At 55.8% G+C, this 14,573-nt stretch carries 14 protein-coding genes; 4 read left to right on the top strand and 10 right to left on the bottom strand.

From position 1 onward, the window contains the following. Positions 1-94: 94 nt before the first annotated feature. Genes K7X24_RS06605 through K7X24_RS06580 form a run of 6 tightly spaced genes read right to left on the bottom strand, consistent with a single transcriptional unit; the run spans position 95 to position 6,882 of the window. Complete coding sequence (locus K7X24_RS06605; protein ID WP_224553813.1) at positions 95-904, bottom strand: IucA/IucC family C-terminal-domain containing protein; 810 nt, start codon at positions 902-904, stop codon at positions 95-97. Continuing rightward, positions 894-1,748: an ABC transporter ATP-binding protein gene (locus K7X24_RS06600; protein WP_181919118.1), complete on the bottom strand. Its 855-nt coding sequence runs from the start codon at positions 1,746-1,748 to the stop codon at positions 894-896. Before K7X24_RS06600 ends, K7X24_RS06605 begins: the two co-directional genes overlap by 11 nt. 9 nt (positions 1,749-1,757) lie before the next feature. After that, positions 1,758-2,789, bottom strand: a complete 1,032-nt coding sequence (locus K7X24_RS06595) for a FecCD family ABC transporter permease (RefSeq protein WP_224553811.1) — start codon at positions 2,787-2,789, stop codon at positions 1,758-1,760. After that, entirely contained in the window at positions 2,782-3,771 is a 990-nt protein-coding gene (locus K7X24_RS06590) for a FecCD family ABC transporter permease (protein ID WP_224553810.1), read from the bottom strand. Before K7X24_RS06590 ends, K7X24_RS06595 begins: the two co-directional genes overlap by 8 nt. Further along, positions 3,768-4,787, bottom strand: coding sequence for an ABC transporter substrate-binding protein (locus tag K7X24_RS06585; protein WP_224553808.1), 1,020 nt, complete (start codon positions 4,785-4,787; stop codon positions 3,768-3,770). Before K7X24_RS06585 ends, K7X24_RS06590 begins: the two co-directional genes overlap by 4 nt. Then, on the bottom strand, positions 4,777-6,882 hold the full coding sequence (locus K7X24_RS06580; RefSeq protein WP_224553806.1) for a TonB-dependent receptor: 2,106 nt from the start codon (positions 6,880-6,882) through the stop codon (positions 4,777-4,779). The genes K7X24_RS06585 and K7X24_RS06580 overlap by 11 nt, the downstream gene beginning before the upstream one ends. Positions 6,883-7,411: 529 nt before the next feature. Here K7X24_RS06580 and hlyD point away from each other — a divergent pair. Genes hlyD through K7X24_RS06560 form a run of 4 tightly spaced genes read left to right on the top strand, consistent with a single transcriptional unit; the run spans position 7,412 to position 12,489 of the window. Further along, entirely contained in the window at positions 7,412-8,440 is a 1,029-nt protein-coding gene (gene hlyD / locus K7X24_RS06575; RefSeq protein WP_224553804.1) for a secretion protein HlyD, read from the top strand. After that, positions 8,433-10,175 carry an ATP-binding cassette domain-containing protein gene (locus tag K7X24_RS06570; RefSeq protein ID WP_224553802.1) on the top strand — a complete coding sequence of 581 codons (1,743 nt, stop codon included), beginning with the start codon at positions 8,433-8,435 and terminating at the stop codon, positions 10,173-10,175. The genes hlyD and K7X24_RS06570 overlap by 8 nt, the downstream gene beginning before the upstream one ends. Continuing rightward, the gene (locus K7X24_RS06565) at positions 10,168-11,343 is read left to right on the top strand and encodes an ABC transporter permease (protein ID WP_224553800.1); all 1,176 of its coding nucleotides are present in this window, start codon (positions 10,168-10,170) and stop codon (positions 11,341-11,343) included. Before K7X24_RS06570 ends, K7X24_RS06565 begins: the two co-directional genes overlap by 8 nt. A gap of 9 nt (positions 11,344-11,352) precedes the next feature. Beyond that, positions 11,353-12,489: an ABC transporter permease gene (locus K7X24_RS06560; RefSeq protein ID WP_044203551.1), complete on the top strand. Its 1,137-nt coding sequence runs from the start codon at positions 11,353-11,355 to the stop codon at positions 12,487-12,489. Between the two features lie 72 nt (positions 12,490-12,561). Here the strand turns inward: K7X24_RS06560 and K7X24_RS06555 are convergent, their stop codons facing one another. The 4 genes from K7X24_RS06555 to moaC all read right to left on the bottom strand — a co-directional run bounded on the left by K7X24_RS06555 (position 12,562) and on the right by moaC (position 14,573). After that, positions 12,562-13,269 (bottom strand): Bax inhibitor-1 family protein, encoded by a 708-nt coding sequence (locus K7X24_RS06555; protein WP_010297658.1) that lies wholly within the window; start codon positions 13,267-13,269, stop codon positions 12,562-12,564. A gap of 112 nt (positions 13,270-13,381) precedes the next feature. Continuing rightward, the gene (gene moaE / locus K7X24_RS06550; protein ID WP_039512532.1) at positions 13,382-13,834 is read right to left on the bottom strand and encodes a molybdopterin synthase catalytic subunit MoaE; all 453 of its coding nucleotides are present in this window, start codon (positions 13,832-13,834) and stop codon (positions 13,382-13,384) included. A gap of 2 nt (positions 13,835-13,836) precedes the next feature. Then, entirely contained in the window at positions 13,837-14,082 is a 246-nt protein-coding gene (gene moaD, locus K7X24_RS06545) for a molybdopterin synthase sulfur carrier subunit (RefSeq protein ID WP_039512531.1), read from the bottom strand. Further along, positions 14,079-14,573, bottom strand: a complete 495-nt coding sequence (gene moaC / locus K7X24_RS06540) for a cyclic pyranopterin monophosphate synthase MoaC (protein ID WP_039512529.1) — start codon at positions 14,571-14,573, stop codon at positions 14,079-14,081. The genes moaD and moaC overlap by 4 nt, the downstream gene beginning before the upstream one ends.

Here is a 14,573-nt window from a genome sequence, read left to right as displayed (position 1 = left end):
AAGCGACGTTGAAAAACGTTCCCTACGTTTTTTTATGGCGAGCTTCCTGCCCGCCACCCTGTGGGCCGTCGCGAGCGACGTTGAAAAACGTTCCCTACGTTTTTCTAGTGGGGCGCAGTAATGGGCAGTTTTGACAGTATTCCTGCGGCTGCGATGCCTTGTAATAAAAACAGCAGGTGCGGCGAAAGCGCACGTCACGAAAACTCACAGAACACCCGGCTACAGGAATCCGCGTTTTCGCACGAAAGAACGGTTTCAGCGGGTTGTCATCACAGCCAAAACGTTCGCCGGGCGCAGCCAGCAAGGCGTCGAAATCCTGCTGCACCTGTTGTGCCAGCGTCATTCCCGGCGAACATGCCGCCGCCGGATCGTCCCACTCAATGCGCTGCTCGTATAACGAAAACACCCGCACGGCGACGTTTTCCCACAGAATGCGCAGCGGCGCGCCCGACACCGTAGACAGCGTATGCAGGATCGGCGACACGTGTTGAGCAAATAGCGTGTCGAACAAGCTATCGCGCCACACATCTCGTTGCCCCAGCTCCGGCTGGGACACCGTCAGATCGTAAAGCGGCATGGTCGACGTCCACAGGCGGTTGTGTCCGAATTCCAGCACGCTGTTATCCAGCGTCATGTTCAGCCCTTTGTTATACACCGACATGGCGTACAGGCTGGCGGCCGTGGTTAAGAACCCTATCCGCTTCGCCAGCAGCGAGGCAGTAATCTTGATCGATGGCGACAGCAACGGTGGCGTCAGCGTTTCCAGCAGCCAGCGGCAATACTCAGGATCCAGCACCCGACGGCTCGGGCAACTCTCTTGCCCTGCCCGCTGTGAGGCATCCGTTAATTGCAGCGTGCCGGAGAGCATCGCCCACTGCGGTGCCGTCAGGCGGTTAGCCGACATCGGCCACATGCTCCGCCGCGTCACGTCCAAACGGAATGCACAGCGGCGTGCCGAAGAACGGGTCGTCAATGATGCGGCAGTTCAGGTTAAACACCGTCTTTACCGTGGCTTCCGTGAGAATGTCGCGCGGATTGCCCTGCGCAAACACCGTCCGGTTATGTACCGCCACCATGTGATGTGCGTAGCGACACGCCAGATTCAAATCATGCAGTACCATAACGATGGTTTTGTGCTGCTGCGCGTTCAGTTCCCGCAACAAATCCAGCACTTCCATCTGATGCGCCAGATCGAGATAGGTCGTCGGTTCATCCAGCAGAACGATATCGGTATCCTGCGCCAGCGTCATCGCAATCCAGACACGCTGGCGCTGCCCGCCGGACAGCGAATCCACCGCACGATCCTTTAATGCCAGCACGCCGGTGCTGCGCAACGCCTGAAGCACTTTTTCTTCATCTGTTGCCGACCACTGTTTCAACCATGACTGATGCGGGTAGCGCCCCATTTTCACCAGTTGATAGACCGTCAGCCCTTCCGGCGCGGTCGGCGTTTGCGGAAGAATCGCCAGTGCCTTCGCCACCTCAACGGTGGACTGCCGATGAATATCCGCCCCGTTGACAATAATCGTCCCACTCGTGGGTTTCAGCAGGCGGGCAAACGACTTCAATAACGTGCTCTTGCCGCAGCCGTTGCTGCCCACCAGCACCGAAATTTTTCGGGCTGGCAGTGTGATATCCAGCGCATCAATCACGACCTGTTTTTCGTAACTCAGCGTCAGCGACTGGCTGGCAATCGCTTCTCGGTCAGTTGGGGCGACGTGTGTTGGCAACATATTCTCTAGTATCATCTTGCGATCTCAGTAACGTTGCCGAAGCAGTAAATAGATAAAGAAAGGCGTCCCAAGCACGGAAATAAAAATACCGGCAGGCAGATCCAGCGGTAAGAACGCCGTGCGGCCAATCAAATCGGCCACCATCACCAGTAATCCGCCCGTCAGTGCCGACACCAGCGCCAGTCCGGGGAATGAACGGCTCGCCAACTTTTTCGCAATATGCGGAGCCAGCAGGCCGACAAATGCCATCGCGCCCGCATAGGCAATCGCCGCCCCTGCCAGCGCGACGCTCAGCGTCAACAGCGCGAGCCGGATGCGCCCGACAGATTGCCCGACACCGCAGGCCAGCGCGTCATCCAACTCATGGACATTAACATGTCGCGCCAGCCCCACCAGAAACGGCGCGCCAAGCAGCAGCCAGCCCGCCAGCGCCGATACATGCTGCCACTGTGCGCCGTAAATACTGCCCGTCAGCCAGACATAGGCCGTCAGCGTAGTGCCTATCGGGCTAAACACCAGCATCATAGTCACCGCCGCGCCCATAATGGCAGACAGACCAACGCCGACCAGCACCAGCCGCAGCGGCGATGCGCCTTGTTTCCAGGCCAGCAGATAAATGGCGACGGCGGTGATCCACGCCCCGCCCATCGCTGCCACAGGGAGCCAGCGCTGGCTTATCGCCGTCGCCAGAAACGAGAGGAAGAACACTGCCGCTGCCGATGCGCCGCTGGTAATCCCCAGAATATCCGGCGAGGCCAGCGGATTGCGCACAATGCTTTGCAGAATCAAGCCGGATATCGCCAGCGCGCCACCCACCAACAGCGCCTGCAGCGCACGCGGCAACCGCAGGTCGTTGACGATAAAGTGCATGCCGCTGTCTGCTTTTCCCAGCAGCGCCGACATCACCTGAACGGGCGACAGCACCACCTCGCCCAGCGACAGCGAGAGGAACACGACAGCTAACAACACTAGCAGGAGCGACAACGCTACCGCCGAGGTGCGTAGATCAATCTGGCGCGATACCCTTCCCACGCGCACGGTATATACCTTACCCATGCCGCATTCCTCTTCTCGCCAGATAAATGAAGAATGGCGCCCCCAGCAGCGCAGTCATTGCCCCGACCGGCACTTCCTGCGGCACGATCAGCAAACGCGAGGCAACATCAGCCAGCAGCAACAGCGTGGCACCGAAAATAGCGCAGCCGGGCAGCAGCCAGCGGTGATCGGCAGACAGCACGCGGCGCACAATATGCGGCACGATCAGCCCGACAAAACCGATATTTCCGGCTATCGCCACCGCACCGCCCGCCAGTCCGATCACGCACAGCCCAGACAGCGCACGCACCAGCGCGGTTCGCTGTCCCAGCCCTTTGGCAATCTCGTCGCCTGCCACCAGAATATTCAGGTGACGCGCCAGCAACAGCGCGAGGAATAGCGCGATAAAAAAGTACGGCAGGAGCGGTAACAGCATCGACAGACTGCGGCCGGACACCGATCCGGCCAGCCAGAACAGCATGCTGTCCAGCCCGTCCTGATTGATCACCAGCAACGCCTGCGTAAACGAAATAAACAGTGCGCTAATGGCGGCTCCGGCCAGCACAATGCGTAAGTGGCTAGAACGAGCGTTGCCCAGCGTTCCCAGCACGTACACCATGACGCCAGCAACAGCCGCGCCCAGATAGACCGTCCACGCCAGCGCGATCTGCGAGGAAAAGGTAAATAGCGAAGACAGCAGGACGATGGCAAACATGGCTCCCGCATTAATGCCAAATATCCCCGGCGAGGCCAGCGGGTTGCGCGTCAACGCCTGCATTAGCGCGCCAGCAACGGCAAGGCTGGCACCGACAACGATGGCAATCACCGTCCGCGACAGACGGGTCGTCAGCACCAGAATGTGATCGATCTGCTGCGGATCGTAATGGAATAGCGCGTTGAACACGGCGCCAAATGAAATAGTGGTTTGCCCCAGCATCAGGCTGGCGACAATACTCAGCAGCAGCAATACGACACCCACTGCCGTCACGATGCACTGTCTCATCGCGCCTGACTCTCCTTGGTGATATCGGTTTTTTTGCCAGCAGGATCCATGTTACCGGCGAACTGACTTTCGATATCATCCAGCATATTATTCGCGCCCAAAATACCACCAGACAGGCTCCAGGCTACGTTATCCACTGGATAAACCTGTTGCTGCTGAGGCGCATGCAGCCGCTGCCAGAGCGGATGAGCCTGCCAGTCACGGTAGTTCTGCGCAACCGCGGGCTTGTCTGACCGCAGCAAAACAAAGAACAGATCGGCATCCACCACTGGAATGCTCTCTTTGCTCGTAAGCTTTTGCATCACACCCGCCGTATAGCTTTCCGGCCGCGACCAGACAAAACCGATTTCCGACAGCACCGATCCGGCGAAGCTGGCGGGCAGATAGCTGCGCAGGTGATCTTCACGGAATTCAAGAATAGACACGCTGAGCGGCCAGCGTTCGCCAAACCGCGCTTTCAGCCTGTCGCGCAGGGAATCCACGCGCCGATCCCAATGGAATAAAATCTCGTTCGCCTTATCTTCCCGATTCAGCACTACACCCATCATCTGCACCGTTTCTTTAAATTCAGACACCCTGTCCAGCGCAATCGTCGGCGCGATCTGCGACAGCAGACCGTAGATTTTCTCATGCCGAAACGTAGACACCACGATGAGGTCAGGTTTGAGTAGCGCGATGGTTTCCAGACTGGGCTGCGTTTCCAGTCCAACCTGCGTGACGCCCTGTAAGGCGGGGCGAAGGTAGCGATAAATCGGCTTTTCCGTCCACGATTCCACCACGCCAATTGGCTTGACTCCCAGCGCGACGGCAGAGTCGGTCGCCCCCTGAAACAGCGTCACGATACGCAGCGGCGTCCCTGTTACCGTAGTCACGCCCAGCGCGTGCCTAATCTGACGCGGCGACTCAGATGCCTGCGCCAACGTCACCAGTAAAAAAGACAACAACACGGCCAGCGCAAAACGCGGTCGTGTTGCTGAATTGAGGGCGGAATTAAATCGGTTAAGCTTAGAAGTCAATCGAATAACCCAGCGTTACCGTGCGGCCGCGCCCTGAGAAATAGCGCGTATCGTTAACAAGCCCCGCCTGCGAATAGTAGGTGATGTACTGTTTATCCAGCAGGTTAGCCACCGCGACATTGAGGCGCCCATAAGGCAGTTTGTACCCCACGGCAGCATCCATCAGCAAGTAACCGTCAAACGCCATACCCGCATCCTCAAAGCTGCGGCCAAAGGCATAATTCGCCTGCACGAACGAGCTCCATTGGTCATTCCAGTTCGCCGACCAGCTGGTGATGAGACGATCCGGTGCGATATTCAAACCATTGAATTTCTTATCCACCTTACCGTCGCCATTGCTGTCATACTTCCCTTCGCTGTGTGCGTAGGAAGCATTGACTTTGTGCCGCTCGTTAATTTGGTAACCGGCTGTCACTTCAATACCTTGAATACGCGTTTTCTCACGCTTAGAGACAAAGGTATCGCCTTGCTGCTCTACACGATCACCCAGTTTGCTGTTGGACTGGTAATAGCTGGCTTCAAAATCAAAGCGATCCTTCTTAAAGCGGAATCCCGTTTCTACGTTGTCTGTGACAATCGGCTTCAGATTATTAAAATTACTAAGCTTCACGTTAGGCGCTTTCACGTCTCTCAGCACGCGCCCCACTTCCGGCATCCCAAAGCCTTCTGAATAGCTGGCAAATACGTCCAGTGAGTTCGTCACTGAGTAAACTGCACCAACGTTATACAATGTTTCATTGAACGTTAGTGACCCACCCTCAACGAATACGCCGTTATTCGCAGCCAGAGCCTGAAAACTGTCCACTTTAAGTTTAGCGCTCTCATGACGTACACCAGCATGTAGAACTAAATCATCCAGCAGTTGATATTCACCCTGAATAAACGGTGAATAGTTGGTGTACTCCATTTTTGGCACATAGGTACGCTTGGTCAGGTAGAGATCCTGTTTCCCCTTATCGTACAGCGTATCGAAACCGACCGTGACTTTTAGCGTGTCATCCAGTAGGTCGTCTTTGGTCAGCGCCAGCTTGGTGCCGTATTTATTAGCGACCGACTGTGACTGATCGTAGAACGAACCAACAGGTGCAAGCGCCGGATCCTGGAAAGAGGATGACTGCGTCGCACCAAATAGCGCTTCATAACGCTGGTTAAACACCAGTGCGGACAGTTTCATCCCAGCCAGATCGTGGTGTTCGTAGGTTAATCCCGTCGTCCAGATACTGTTATTCGGTGCTTCACCCGGCGGTGTGCCGCGTACCGACGTTGTCGGAATGCCTTGTGCACGAATACCATCTACGCTGAGGTAGTTATTTTCGCCTTTGATGTGGTAACGGTTCACGCTCAGTTGAATGCGCTGATAGTCATCCAGCCAGTACCCAACTTTCGCTAACAGGTCGTAAGAGCGTGAGTCCATGGTGTCACCCTGCGTGTTATCCACGCCGACAGGGCGATTGTTACCGTCCAGATACAGCCCCTGATTCTCATAACCAATCGCGAACAGATAATCGAGGTAGTCTTCACGCCCATCCACCCGATAGGTGGTTTTATAGCTGGCAGTTTCGCCGCGAATTTTCTCCGTCGGGATCGTGGTTTTCACATTGATGTGCTGATTAAATGAGCCGTTTTCCGGGCGACGGGTAATGATGTTAATCACCCCACCTGTCGCCCCCATGCCGTTGGTCGCGTTGGCACCGTGGATGACTTCAATACGCTCGACCATCGAGTAGTCTATCGTATGCATCTCACGCCCGGTCGGGCGCAACGGGTTGGATTGCGGAATGCCGTCAATCATCACCAGTGCCGCACGACCGCGGAAGGTTTCACCGCTGCCGCTCATTTTCTGCCGGCTGGGGGAGAACGAAGGCAGCAGATTGCTTAGAATTTGCGATGAGTCGGAGGTGACCTGCATCTGCTGCTCGATTTGCTCTTTGGTAATCACGGTGACCACCTGCGGCGCTTTCTGCTGCTGGATATTCGAGCGTGAGGCGGTAATCACCATCTCATCGCCGCTCGCCTCATCCTTTTTGGTCGTGTCATCCTGTGCATACGCCGGAGCAATCAGCACGCATGGCATCAGTGCGAGTAAAGTACGCATCTGGTTCACTGTCCTTCCCCTTTGGTTATGTATCCAACCGTGAATAAAAGTCATTACCAGTGACGGGTGACTTATCTAAAAACAGGCACCGCGACACGGACAAAAAAATGCCAAAATGCTTCGTTTCACGCGAAACATCTTGGCGGGTTATGATCGGTTCAGGCATTGAACGCAGAGTTTTCACTCTGTACACCACGTCAATGCTGCCAGATCACTATATCGGTGCAACAAACATGTAATTGCTAATAACAATTATTATCATTCAATGAAACAAATTACAATATTGCTACATTTCTTAAGTTTTAATTTAAAATCAAACACATAATAAAAACACAAGCGGAGGTGTCTGAAAGTATCGGCCGGATGCAATGTATTTTTGTGAACTCGATCACTCTAAATCGCCATAAACCCCTGTAACCCGTCATATGATTAATAACCTCCAGAAATAAGAGACGACCAGCCCTCTTAACGGCCTGCGGGATCGCTACCGCCGACAAGCACACCGCTGATAAACAAGGAACCATGCGTGATGAACAAGAAAAAACTGGCGTTCGCCGCCCTCGTCCTTATCCTGCTCGGCGCGGGTTACAGCTTTTATCACCACCATCAGCAGCAGGAAAAACCGCTCACGCTCTACGGCAATATCGATATCCGCACCGTCAATCTGGCCTTTCGCGTCGGCGGCAGAGTGGCAGAGTTGAACGTAGATGAAGGCGATGCCGTACAGGCAGGCCAGCCGCTGGCAACGCTCGATGCCGCGCCTTACCTAAATGCACAAAATCAAGCACAGGCGAATCTCGCCAGCGCGCAAGCACAGCTTCAGCTTGCGCAGGAAGGCTACCGGCAGGAAGAGATCGCGCAGGTACGATCTCAGGTTGTCCAGAGTCAGGCGGCCTATGATTACGCCAACAGCTTCTACCAGCGTCAGCAAGGGCTGTGGGACAAACGCGCGATTTCCGCCAACATGCTGGACGATGCCAGAACGACGCGCAATCAAGCGCTTGCGACGCTACAGGCGGCGAAAGACAAGCTGAGCCAGTTCGAAAGCGGTAACCGACCGCAGGAAATTGCCGCTGCGCAGGCAGCGGTGGCACAGGCCGAAGCCGGACTGGCTCAGGCGGAACTGAATAAGCAGGATACCGAACTGCTTGCGCCGTCTCCCGGCGTGATCCTCACTCGCGCTGCCGAAAAAGGCAGTATGTTGGCATCGGGCAGTACCGTTTTCACCCTCTCCCTCACTCGCCCAGTTTGGGTTCGCGCCTACGTGAGCGAGAAAGATCTCGGCCACGTCGTGCCCGGTAGTCAAATGCTGATTTACACCGATAGCCGCCCCAATCAGCCCTATCGCGGTAAAGTCGGTTTTGTCTCACCCAGCGCCGAATTCACGCCGAAAAGTGTCGAAACGGAAGATCTCCGCACCGATCTCGTTTACCGACTGCGTATTGTCGTTACCGATCCCGATGATGGATTACGGCAAGGGATGCCGGTCACGCTGCGTTTTGAGGATGCGCACATAGGAGATACCAATCGCGCCAACGAGCCCGCTCGTCATGACTAATGCTTCTACGCAGATTACGTTGGACGGGCTGGAAAAACGCTTCGCCGGACAGGAAAAGCCCGCACTCGCCAGCCTCACCGCCGAGATACGCAGCGGTGCGGTTACTGGATTAGTTGGCCCCGATGGCGCGGGTAAAACCACCCTGCTGCGCATGCTGGCAGGATTATTAACGCCCAGCCACGGTACGCTGCGCGTGGCGAATCTGGATCCCATCAAAGAGGATCGTCAGCTCCATGCCATTTTGGGCTATATGCCGCAAAAATTCGGCCTGTATGAAGATCTGACGGTGATGGAAAACCTGACGCTGTATGCCGATTTGCGCGGTATCACCGGCGATGTGCGCAAAGAAACCTTTGACCGCTTGCTGTCATTTACCGATCTGACCCGCTTTACCGACAGGCTGGCAGGCAAACTGTCTGGCGGTATGAAACAAAAGTTAGGGCTGGCCTGTACGCTGCTGGGGCAACCTAAGGTGCTTCTGCTGGATGAACCGGGCGTGGGCGTCGACCCGATCTCTCGTCGTGAACTGTGGCACATGGTGCACGAACTGGCCGACGACGGCATGTTGATCCTGTGGAGCACGTCATACCTTGATGAAGCTGAGCAGTGTCGGGATGTATTGCTACTGAACGAAGGCGAACTGCTGTATCGCGGTGCGCCGCGCGATCTGACCGCGTGCATGGCGGGACGCTGTATTTTGATTGATACCGGCGATCGCCGACATCGGGATGTATTGCAGGAAGCGCTGCGCCTGCCACAGGTCAGCGACGGTGTGATTCAGGGGCAGTACGTCAGGCTGATGCTGAAACCCGACGCGGATCGGGCATCGCTGCTCTCCGCCTTGCATCTGGAAGCTGGCAGCCTGCACGACACCGATCCGCGCTTTGAAGATGCGTTTATCGACCTGTTGGGCGGTGGCCCGGCCAGTGATTCATCGCTGGCGAGCATCATGCCGCAGATTGACGTCAGTCGTGGCGAAACGGTGATTGAAGCTCAGGCGCTAACGAAAAAATTTGGTGATTTCGCTGCAACCGATCACGTCAGTTTTCAGGTGAAGCGAGGAGAAATCTTCGGCCTGCTCGGTCCGAACGGCGCGGGAAAATCGACCACCTTCAAGATGATGTGCGGCCTGCTGGTGCCGACTGACGGCAAAGCGCTGGTGCTCGACATGGATCTGAAAACCAGCTCAGGCAAAGCCCGTCAGCATTTGGGTTATATGGCGCAAAAATTCTCGCTCTACGGCAACCTGACCGTCGAACAGAACCTGCGATTTTTCTCCGGCGTCTATGGGCTCAAGGGCAAGGCGCAGCGCGATAAAATGGCCGGAATGACCGACGCCTTCAACTTCCAGTCCATTTACCGCCAAACACCGGACGCCCTCCCTTTGGGGTTCAAGCAACGACTGGCACTAGCCTGTGCGCTGATGCATGAACCCGACATTTTGTTTCTCGACGAACCGACCTCCGGCGTCGATCCGCTAACCCGGCGTGAGTTCTGGATACATATCAACGGCATGGTCAACCGTGGCGTCACGGTGATGGTCACCACACACTTCATGGACGAAGCTGAATACTGCGATCGCATCGGACTGGTGTATCGCGGCAAGCTGGTCGCCAGCGGTACGCCGGACGAGTTGAAGCATCAGGCGGCCAGCGCACAGATGCCATCGCCGACGATGGAGGAAGCCTTTATCGCGCTGATTCAGGCGTACGACGGGGAGGCGGAACATGGTTGAACAGAATAGGCCTGAGCAGGATAAAACGAGCCAGCGCGGCAGCACGCACTTCTCCACGCGTCGCCTGCGGGCGCTGTGCCTGAAAGAGACGCGCCAAATCTTGCGCGACCCCAGCAGCGGGTTGATTGCGTTTGTGATTCCGCTGCTGTTGCTGTTTATCTTTGGCTACGGCATCAATCTGGACTCCAGCCGCCTGCACGTCGGTATCCTGATGGAGCAACAGAGCGAAGATGCACGCGATCTGGCGAATACCTTCGCAGCCTCGCCGTTTATCGCGCCAACCATCAGCAATAATCGTCAGCACCTGATTCAACAGATGCAGGCAGGCAGTATTCGCGGCTTAATCGTCATCCCCACTGACTTTGCCGAACGGCTAGCGCGGCCGGGCGATCGCGCGCCGATCCAGGTCATCACCGACGGCAGCGAACCCAACACAGCGAATTTTGTGCAGGGGTACGCGGAGGGCATCTGGCTACTTTGGCAACAGCAGCGGGCAGAAGATCGCGGTTATACCTTCGAGCAGCTTATTGAGGTGCAATCGCGCTACTGGTTTAATCCAGCCGCCATCAGCCAGCATTTCATCATTCCCGGCGCGATTACTATCATCATGACGGTGATTGGCGCGATTCTCACCTCGCTGGTGATCGCCCGCGAATGGGAGCGTGGGACGATGGAGGCGCTGCTCTCTACGCAGGTCACCCGTGCCGAGCTGCTGCTGTCCAAACTTATCCCTTATTACTTCCTTGGGATGATCGCTATGGCGCTGTGTATTCTGGTGTCGACCTTCATCATGCAGGTGCCCTATCGCGGTTCGCTGATTTTGCTGTTTGTTATCAGTAGCCTGTTTCTTGCCAGCACGCTGGGCATGGGGCTGCTGATCTCCACCCTAACTCGCAACCAGTTCAACGCCGCAATGGTCGCGCTGAATGCCGCATTTCTGCCGGCCATCATGCTGTCCGGCTTTATTTTTGAAATCGACAGCATGCCGGAATTTGTCCGTGGCGTGTCGTACCTCATCCCAGCACGCTATTTTGTCAGCACGCTGCAAACGCTGTTTCTCGCGGGAAATATCGGTACGGTGCTGATGACTAACCTGCTGTTTCTGATTCTCTCCGCGATGGTCTTTATTGGCCTAACGGCCTGGCAAACCCGGCGCAGGCTGGATTAGGGAGCCACTATGCTACATCGTCTGTGGACGTTGATTATCAAGGAACTGCAATCGCTGTTGCGCGATCCGCAAACGCGCTCCATTCTGGTGTTACCCGTCATTCTTCAGGTTTCCCTGTTTCCTTTCGCCGCAACGCTCGACGTGACCAATGCGACTATTGCGATTTACAGCGAGGATAACGGGCCGCATGCGATAGAGCTGACGCAGCGCTTTGCCAAGGCAAAATCCTTTTCTCACGTGCTAATGCTGCATCACTCGCAGGATATTGCACCGACGCTGGATAACCAGCACGCGCTTCTCATCCTGCGCTTCCCCCCACAGTTCTCGCGCGATATCGCCAGCGGGAACAGTACATCGATCCAACTTATTCTGGATGGCAGGCGCTCAAACAGCGCCCAGATCGCCGCCAACGACGTGCAGCACATCGTACGGGATTATCAGTTAGCATTGCTGGCGGCCAGACCGGCTCAAAACGCCGCCACTCAGAACCATTCAAATCCAAACAACAGCGAGCTGGTGGTACGCCACTGGTATAACCCGAATCTGGACTATAAATGGTTTGTGGTGCCGTCACTGATTGCCATGATCGCCACTATCGGCGTGCTGATTGTCACCGCGCTTTCTGTGGCACGCGAACGGGAACAGGGTACGTTGGAACAACTGCTGGTTTCGCCGCTGTCCACCAGCCAGATATTTATTGGCAAAGCCGTGCCAGCGCTGATTGTCGCCACGTTTCAGGCTACGATCGTGCTGCTGGCGGGCATATTGATTTTCCATATCCCTTTTGCCGGATCGCTGCTGCTGTTTTACACCACGATGCTGATCTATGGCCTGTCGCTAGTGGGCTTTGGCCTGCTGATTTCCTCGCTCTGTTCAACGCAGCAGCAGGCGTTTATCGGCGTGTTCGTCTTCCTGATGCCCGCTATTCTGCTTTCCGGCTATGTGTCACCGGTTGAGAACATGCCGATCTGGTTGCAGCACATCACCTGGGTTAACCCGATTCGTCACTTCACCGACATCACCAAGCAGATTTACCTCAAGGATGCAGACTTCAGCATTATCTGGGGAAGTCTATGGCCGCTGTTTATCATCACGCTAACCACCGGTTCGGCAGCCTACGCCATTTTTAGACGAAATATTGCGTAATAGCAGGTAAGAGGAAAAGATAGGTAGGAAGCTATCTGGCGCGTGGAACCGCGCCAGATAGATGAGCAAGAATTAACGACGGTTACCGAAAATACGCAGCAGCATCAGGAACAGGTTGATGAAGTCGAGGTACAGCGTCAATGCGCCCACGATGGAGTATTTACGGAAGCTGTCTTTGTCATCAACGGACAGTTGCTCGCCGATATTTTTCAGCTTCTGGGTGTCATACGCGGTCAGACCGACAAACACCACCACACCGATATAGGTTACTGCCCACATCAGCGCTTCGCTTTTCAGCCACAGGTTCACCAGCGAAGCCAGAACAATCCCGATCAGCGCCATGAACAGCATGCTGCCGAAGCCGCTCAAATCACGCTTCGTGGTATAGCCGTACAGACTCATCGCCCCGAACATCCCTGCCGTAATCACAAAGGTGCTGGCGATGGATTCACCGGAGTACATGATGAAAATGCTGGAGAGCGTCAGCCCCGTCAGCGCGGAATAAAGCATAAACAGCGACGTGGCGACCGTGCCGCTCAGGCGCTGCACCATGCCGGAAATCACAAAGACCAGCCCCAGTTGGGCAATGATCAGCCCGAAGAACGTGATCTGGCTGGAGAAAACAAAATTCAGTACGGCAGGCGTATTCGCCGCATACCAGGAGACGAACGCCGTCAGCAGCAGGCCGCAGGTCATCCAGCCATAAACTTGTGCCATATAGGCTTGGAGACCAGACTGCGAGCGCTCAACGATTGAACCCGAGCGTGGATATCTGTCCATGATGTTACCTTTGCATAAAGTTATCTGATTAACGCGGCGCGAACCGCCTGATTGGGGGATCGAGACGGAATATTCTCTCCTCACCACCCTTTTATCCTAACACAGAAATGGACTACCAGCGCTGCGCGGCCTGTTTATCACTGTCGCGTGATTCCACCCAGCGTTCGCCTTCCGGCGTCGCTTCTCGCTTCCAGAATGGCGCGCGGGTTTTCAGGTAATCCATGATGAATTGGGCGGCATCAAACGCCGCGCTGCGGTGAGCGGCACTGACGCCAACGAACACAATTTCATCCCCCGGATAGAGTGCGCCCACCCGATGAATCACACTTACACGCGGCAGTTCCCAGCGCTCTCGTGCCAGCTCAACAATCTCCGCCAGCGCCTTTTCCGTCATGCCGGGGTAATGTTCCAGCGTCAACGCGCTAACGTTTTTCGCCAGGTTGTGATTACGCACTTTACCGGTGAACGTCACCACCGCGCCATCTTCATCACACTGCGCCAGCCACTGATATTCATCCCCTACGTTGAAGTTTTCTTCGCCGACCAGAATACGTGTTTCTGCCACGATCAACCTCCTGTTACTGGTGGGAAAAACGCCACTTCATCGCCGTCCTGTAACGGGTGCGTGAGCTCAACCAGCGACTGATTCACTGCGGCCAGCAGTTTGCCCGCCTCCAGTGCCAGCGCCCAGCGCGCGCCGCGTTGGCATAGCGCCTGTCGGACGTCCTCTACGGTGGCATACTCAGCAGGCAGCGACAGGCTGTCGGTCTCGATCAGTTCACGGACTTGTGCAAAAAACAGAATCGTAATCATGCTCCCTCCGCCGTAAAGTCGCCGGATTTGCCGCCGCTTTTCGCCAGCAGGCGCACCGGACCAATCACCATGTCTTTCTGCACGGCCTTGCACATGTCATAGATGGTCAGCGCAGCAACAGAAGCCGCCGTCAGCGCTTCCATCTCCACGCCGGTTTTCCCCGTCAGACGACACACGGATTCGATACGAACGCGATTGTGCTCCGGCTGCGCTTCCAGCTCGACAGCGACTTTACTCAGCAGCAGCGGATGGCAAAGCGGAATCAGTTCCCAGGTGCGTTTCGCTGCCTGAATCCCAGCGATGCGCGCGGTGGCGAACACGTCGCCCTTGTGGTGGCTGCCAGCAATAATCATCGCCAGCGTCTGCGGTGCCATTTCAACGAAAGCTTCCGCGCGGGCTTCACGCACGGTTTCAACTTTGGCGGAAACATCTACCATCGCGGCTTCGCCAGCGGCGTTAATGTGGGTCAATTGTGGCTTAAGTGATGACAT

The sequence above is a fragment of the Pectobacterium versatile genome, assembly GCF_020166435.1.
GTDB lineage: Bacteria > Pseudomonadota > Gammaproteobacteria > Enterobacterales > Enterobacteriaceae > Pectobacterium > Pectobacterium versatile.
The sequence above is the reverse complement of the archived record's forward strand: the minus strand, read 5'-3'. Positions and strand labels throughout refer to the sequence as shown.